The 5,949-nt window shown below is 50.7% G+C and carries 8 protein-coding genes; all 8 read left to right on the forward strand.

What is annotated here, in order from left to right; all coding sequences use genetic code 11:
* The coding region (locus FYJ64_RS11460) for a hypothetical protein (protein WP_465250649.1) at positions 1-319 on the forward strand (319 nt) is incomplete at its 5' end.
* A gap of 426 nt (positions 320-745) precedes the next feature.
* On the forward strand, positions 746-2,275 hold the full coding sequence (locus FYJ64_RS11200; protein WP_117508232.1) for a hypothetical protein: 1,530 nt from the start codon (positions 746-748) through the stop codon (positions 2,273-2,275).
* Positions 2,276-2,519: 244 nt separating this feature from the next.
* Entirely contained in the window at positions 2,520-2,801 is a 282-nt protein-coding gene (locus FYJ64_RS11205) for a type II toxin-antitoxin system RelB/DinJ family antitoxin (RefSeq protein ID WP_087295645.1), read from the forward strand.
* On the forward strand, positions 2,794-3,066 hold the full coding sequence (locus FYJ64_RS11210; RefSeq protein WP_066859802.1) for a type II toxin-antitoxin system YafQ family toxin: 273 nt from the start codon (positions 2,794-2,796) through the stop codon (positions 3,064-3,066). Before FYJ64_RS11205 ends, FYJ64_RS11210 begins: the two co-directional genes overlap by 8 nt.
* 263 nt (positions 3,067-3,329) lie before the next feature.
* The gene (locus FYJ64_RS11220) at positions 3,330-3,821 is read left to right on the forward strand and encodes a hypothetical protein (protein WP_087990358.1); all 492 of its coding nucleotides are present in this window, start codon (positions 3,330-3,332) and stop codon (positions 3,819-3,821) included.
* 37 nt (positions 3,822-3,858) lie between these two features.
* The gene (locus FYJ64_RS11225; protein ID WP_052776518.1) at positions 3,859-4,287 is read left to right on the forward strand and encodes a GNAT family N-acetyltransferase; all 429 of its coding nucleotides are present in this window, start codon (positions 3,859-3,861) and stop codon (positions 4,285-4,287) included.
* Between the two features lie 28 nt (positions 4,288-4,315).
* On the forward strand, positions 4,316-4,675 hold the full coding sequence (locus FYJ64_RS11230) for an SdpI family protein (protein ID WP_087990360.1): 360 nt from the start codon (positions 4,316-4,318) through the stop codon (positions 4,673-4,675).
* Between the two features lie 239 nt (positions 4,676-4,914).
* The coding region (locus FYJ64_RS11235) for a plasmid recombination protein (RefSeq protein WP_154575209.1) at positions 4,915-5,949 on the forward strand (1,035 nt) is incomplete at its 3' end.

Genomic DNA, 5,949 nt, shown 5'->3' on the forward strand with positions numbered 1-5,949 from the left:
AAACCAACAGCTTCAGCAGAAAATCCCCTCGACGAAAGAAAAGCTGAAGGAGGCCCAGGAGCGGCAGCGGCTTGAAAATGAAAACCGGCAGCTCAAAGTGCAGGTGGAATACCTGGAAGAAGATTTGAGCCGGGCGCGCGGGTTTTCGGCGCGGCTCCAGGAAGGGATCGGGGCGGTGCTGGATTTCCTGGATCGGCACTTGCCAGAGCAGTTCCGGCCCCTGGTCGAAAAGGCGCGTGAGCTGCTACCTGTGCCAGAAGTGCAGCAGCCGGAAAGAGAGCAGGAACGGAGCCACACCTGGGGTGGTATGGAGCTGTAAAAGAAGCCTGTCAGGGGGCCTGGCAAGAGCCGCCCGGACAGGCTATAATAACAGTAAAAATAGGGAATAAAATATATTGATAATATATGCCCCCCTATGGGGGTACAGGGGATAGCAGGAAGTTAGCGTGTCGTAAAATAGGGAATAAAATATATTGATAATATATGCCCCCCTATGGCCTTTAGGCCAGGGAAAAAATAATAAAATATTCTCTCTCGGACAGGGAGAAAGTCGGAGGGGGTTATGGGGGTGAGCGGCGGGGTGTGGGAATGTGGTAAACCTGAAAGGTTTTCCATCATTTCCATGCCCCAGAGCGAGGGGGAAAAGGGGGAGGTGACTTTCTCTTTAAGGCCCCGAAGGGGCCGCTCTTTGGCTCCCCCTTTTCCCCCTGTGGGTTTGCAGAATGTACGAAAAGAGGTGTAAGGAATGGCGGATCAGCAAGCAGCACTGGAACGGCTGCGGGAACTTTATAGGGAAAAGAACGAGCATTTAGGGAAGTTTTTGGAGCCGGTGGAGCCGTATGAGTTTTATCGTGAGATCTTCCCGAAAGGATCTTTCGAGAGGAAGGGTCATTTTGAGGACAGGAAGGGAAACGGGATCGCGGTGACGGTGCCGAAAGGTGAGGTTGACAAGGCTACTGGTATTGCCCTGCAGATTGAGGGGGACGGTAAAGCGAAACGCTGTACCATTACTGACGAGCTGGACGAGCTGCGGGAGCTGCAAGACACCGATTTCACGATTATGTCCCCTATCTCCTATTTTGGACGGCGGCGGTGCGGCAAAAATGCCCGGTATCTCTATGCCCTGGTCTTTGACCTGGACGGGGTGGGTATGCCACAGCTTCGGGACACGCTGCACCAGATGAACAAGGATATTCTGCCCCAGGCAACCTTTGTTGTAAACAGCGGGACGGGGCTTCACCTGTATTATGTGCTGAAAGAGCCGGTGCCTATGTACCCGCACAACCAAAAATGCTTGAAAGAGCTGAAATATGCCCTTACCCGGCAGATTTGGAATAAGTTTACCTCCACCATCAAGGAGCCGCAAATGCAGGGGATTTTGCAGGGTTTTCGGGTGGTCGGCTCCGGCTCGAAGTTGGGGCGTGAGTACCCTGTGAGGGCGTTCCGGCTCGGCGGGCCGGTGGAGCTGGCGCGGCTGCTTGATTATATCCCGGACAGTAACGGGGAGCAGCAGCGGCTTGAGGGGCTTATGAGAAAGAGCCGCCTGTCGCTGGCCGAGGCGAAGGAGAAGTATCCGGATTGGTATGAGCGGCGGATTGTCAAGAAGGAGCGGCGGGGCCGCTGGACAGTCAAGCGTGACCTTTACGACTGGTGGCTGCACCGGATCGCCGATGAAATCCGGGTGGGACATCGTTTCTATGGCATTATGACGCTGGCGATTTATGCGAAAAAATGCGGGATAGACGAGGACGAGCTGCGTCGGGACGCTTTCGCACTGCTCCGGCCCTACGATGATATGAGTGTGGAGGATATAAACCGCTTTACAAAAGATGATGTGGTGTGCGCCCTGGAGATGTTCAACGAGGACTATGTGACATTCCCCAGGGACGATATAGCGAAGCTCTCCGGCCTGACTATGCCTGTCAATAAGCGTAATTTTCAAAAACAAGCAGATCATCTTGAAATTGCAAGAGCCATTCGGGATATTAAAGCGAAACAGCAAGGGAAAAAGGATTGGAGGGAAGGAAATGGGCGGCCTAAAGACAGCGGGACGGCCCAGGCGCGGGTTTATGAATGGCGGCAGCAGCACCCGGAGGGGCGCAAGGCTGACTGTCACCGGGAAACTGGCCTTGATCCGAAAACCGTCCGTAAGTGGTGGGATTGCCCGCCGCCAGCGGTACGCTTTGAAAATGGGCATGTAACGGTGCGGGTGTCCCCTTCCCAGGAGTTGAGCGATTGGCTCCTGGACGCGCTGCACGATGGGGGCCAGGAATAAGGCCCAGAAAGGCCCCTGTTACGCTTTAGAAGCCGTTTTCAGCCCTCCGAGGGTAAATATACCGGCCCCCTCGCTACCGCGCCCGAAAAGCCGCATAAATCAAGGCTTTTTGCCCCCTAAATGCGTACATACCAGGGTGGAAGTTTAAGGGCCAGTGCTTGGGTAAACGACCAGGAATGCATATTGACATTGTGAATAAAAAATGATACAATGTATATAATAAGAGCGAAAGGAGTTGCTATCTATGGCGAATACAAATATTAACATCCGTATGGACGCAGATTTGAAGCGGCAGTTTGAGGCGTTCTGTGCTGATATGGGAATGACGATGACAACGGCGTTCAATGTTTTTGCTCGTAAGGCGGTGAGAGAGTATAGAATACCCTTTGAAATCAGCGGCGATGTGCCGAACGCAGAAACCGTCGAAGCAATCCAGGAAGTAAAGAGAATGAAGGCCGATCCGAGCCTCGGCAAGACCTATTCCAATGTCGATCAGATGATGGAGGAGCTGCTTGCCGATGTATAACATAAGACCAACCACAAAGTTTCAGAAGGATTTGAAGCGTGTGAAAAAGCGCGGCTTTGATATTTCTTTGCTGACCGATATTATTAAAAAGCTGGCTGCGGGGGAGCCGTTGCCGGAGAAGAACAGGGATCACCAGCTTTCCGGGGACTATGCGGGGTGTCGTGAGTGCCACATTACGCCGGATTGGTTGCTGATCTACGAAGTGGACGGGGACGAGCTGATTTTATATCTTACCCGGACGGGATCGCATAGCGACTTATTTTAGGGGAAGGAGGAAAGGTCTATGAGCTGGGATAAAGAGAGGATCGCGCAGATACAGCTTCCCGATCCGGCAGACGATGATCCGCACCCTCGTCTGCTCCTGGAAGGGCGCGGCATACACGCAGGAGAGGGATTTACAGCTTTGTTTCCAGATGGCTGGCACGAGATTACCCTTGAAGTAGCCTGGGAGCCGACAGGCCCTGCTTGCTGGTACATATCTACGCCTGGGTTTAAGGGTGTGTGTCCTGTGGGCCTGTTCGTGAAAGTATGAAAACGATCCGGCAGATAGCCGACGAGATAGGGGTATCAAAGACAGCGGTAAGTAAACAAATCGAAAACCTGGGTTTGCGATCAAGTTTGCGAAAAAACGGAAACCAGTTTGCGATTGATGAACACCAGGAAGCTTTGATAAAACAGGCTTTTTTTGAAAAAACGCAAACTGAAATCGAAAACCAATCGCAAACTAAAACGCAAACCGAAAACCGTGAAGTTGGCGATTTGGTTTGCGTTTTACAGGCCACCATCGACACACTGCAAGGGCAGCTTGAAGTGAAAGACCGGCAGATCGAGCAGCAGGCTCAGACCATTACTCGGCTCACTGATGCGCTGGCCGCTGCCCAGCAGACGGCGGCAGCGGCCCAGGCTCTTCACGCGGGGACGATCCAGCAGCAGCTTCTTACCGGGGAGGCCGGAGCGGATCAGCAGGACCAGGCGCCGGAGCAAAAACGGGGCTGGTTTAGCAAGTTGTTTCGAGGTTAAGAGAACTTGACAAATCGGAATTTGATGAGGTGTAATTATGGTAAGAATTGCAACAGTAAATGATGCAGAGCAATTAAACATCTTAAATGATGAATTTAATGGTGAGAGCGAAACAAGCATAGACAATATTAGAAATTCCCTTATGAATAATAAACAGGAAGTTGTTATCGTTGCTGATGAAGATGATATGTTAGTTGGATTTGTTTGTGTTCAGCTTAAAAAATCGTTCTGCTATGATGAATATATGCCTGAAATTACAGAAGTGTATGTTAAACCAGCATACAGAAAAAGAGGCTTAGCGAGTGAGATGATTACTTTTGCAGAGGCTTATTGTAGTAAGAATTATCCACTTCACCAATATGAACTTCTAACAGGACAAGAAAATCTTGTTGCACAAACTGTATATAATAAACTTGGATATGTAGATGATAATGAACTTCATTTATCAAAACGAGTTAAGAGATAGTCAAATCCTAATTTGAGGAGATGTTCTTATGTATGGATTACTTATATTGAATTTCGTAATACCGTTCGTGATGATTTTTGTGGGATATATCTTAAAGAAGCACCCTGTAAAAGATATGAACTCTGGCAACGGGTACAACACACCTTCCTCACGAAAGTCACAAGAGCATTGGGATTATGCACAAAGCATAGCGCCTAATATTTTTATTGGTATTGGCAAAACATTAGGTTTGGTAGAAATCGTTTTGTGTATATCCTTACTTTTTCTTAATATTTCCGCACAGTCTACCGTATTTGCAGGAGTAGCCGTTGGAATTATATTTCTGTTTTTTGGGTTTTACAAAACTGAAACAGGAATAAAAAACAAATTTTTGGATGATAAATTCTAACTTAGTATAAAAGCAGCAGCGAGCTACCGACTCTTGTAGCCCCCGGCAGGGCGCAAAGGCACTTTCATACTGCCAGCCCCAAAGGGGCGGTGGTGTGAAAGTGCCTTTGCGTTACTTTCTCACAAGAAAGTAACAAAGAGGTTGTGGCCTGCGGCCAGTTATGGTAAAATAGGAATAGTAGGATATGGGCTTTTTGCAGGAAAGGGACGGGTGATTTTATAGGTACAACCATTTCGGGAATGACGGGCCGGGGAAGTATCCGGCACAACAACAGGAGCTTTTCAGCGGCGAATGTAGACCGGAGCAGGTCGGAGCAGAATGTCACCTTTTGCAACGAGGATTTGAAAAAGGTGTACCACGAACTTTTCGATGAAGCCCTGGCTGCCTACAATGCCAAAAAGAAAAAGACCAGGGACAAGATACCAGACTACTATGAGCATATCCGGCAGAGCAAGCAGGAAAAGCTATTTCACGAGGCTATCTTCCAGATCGGCAACTTGACAGACTGCGGGTGCGGCTCCCCTGGAGGGGAACGGGCGGCGGCAGCTCTCAAAGAGTTTGCAGAGTCCTTCCAGGAGCGCAACCCTCATCTGCGGGTGTTTAATATGGTGCTGCACATGGACGAGGCCACGCCCCACCTCCATGTGGACTTCGTGCCGGTGGCAACGGAGCAGAGCCGGGGCCTTTCGACGCGGGTATCAATGAAACAAGCGTTAAAGCAGCAGGGATTTGAAGGGCTGGGCCGGAAGCAGACGGAATGGAAAGCCTGGATGGAACGGGAGAAAGAATCCCTAACGGAAATCGCCCAGGCGCACGAGTTTGAGATTATCAGCTTGGGCGGTGGTCGGCCTCATATGGAGCTGCCAGAGTACAGAGCAGCGGCCCAGCGGCTTGAAGCTATCCAGGAACAGGTGACAGCGGCAGAGCAGGAGATCGCGGCCCTGGAAAAGCAGAGAAAGGCCCTGCAAGGGAATGTGAAGCTGCTGAAAGCGGTGGAGAAGGTCAAGCCCGATTTGGACGCAATACAGCCGGAAAAGACGCTGACAGGGGCCGTCAAGGGCGTGACGGTGGAGCAGGTGAAGGAGCTGAAGGCGGCGGTGATCCGGGGCGCGGCGGCAGAGCAGAAGGTGCGGGAGCTGAAGGTAGAAAACCAACAGCTTCAGCAGAAAATCCCCTCGACGAAAGAAAAGCTGAAGGAGGCCCAGGAGCGGCAGCGGCTTGAAAATGAAAACCGGCAGCTCAAAGTGCAGGTGGAATACCTGGAAGAAGATTTG

The sequence above is a fragment of the Hornefia butyriciproducens genome, from assembly GCF_009695915.1.
Taxonomy (GTDB): domain Bacteria; phylum Bacillota; class Clostridia; order Peptostreptococcales; family Anaerovoracaceae; genus Aminicella; species Aminicella butyriciproducens.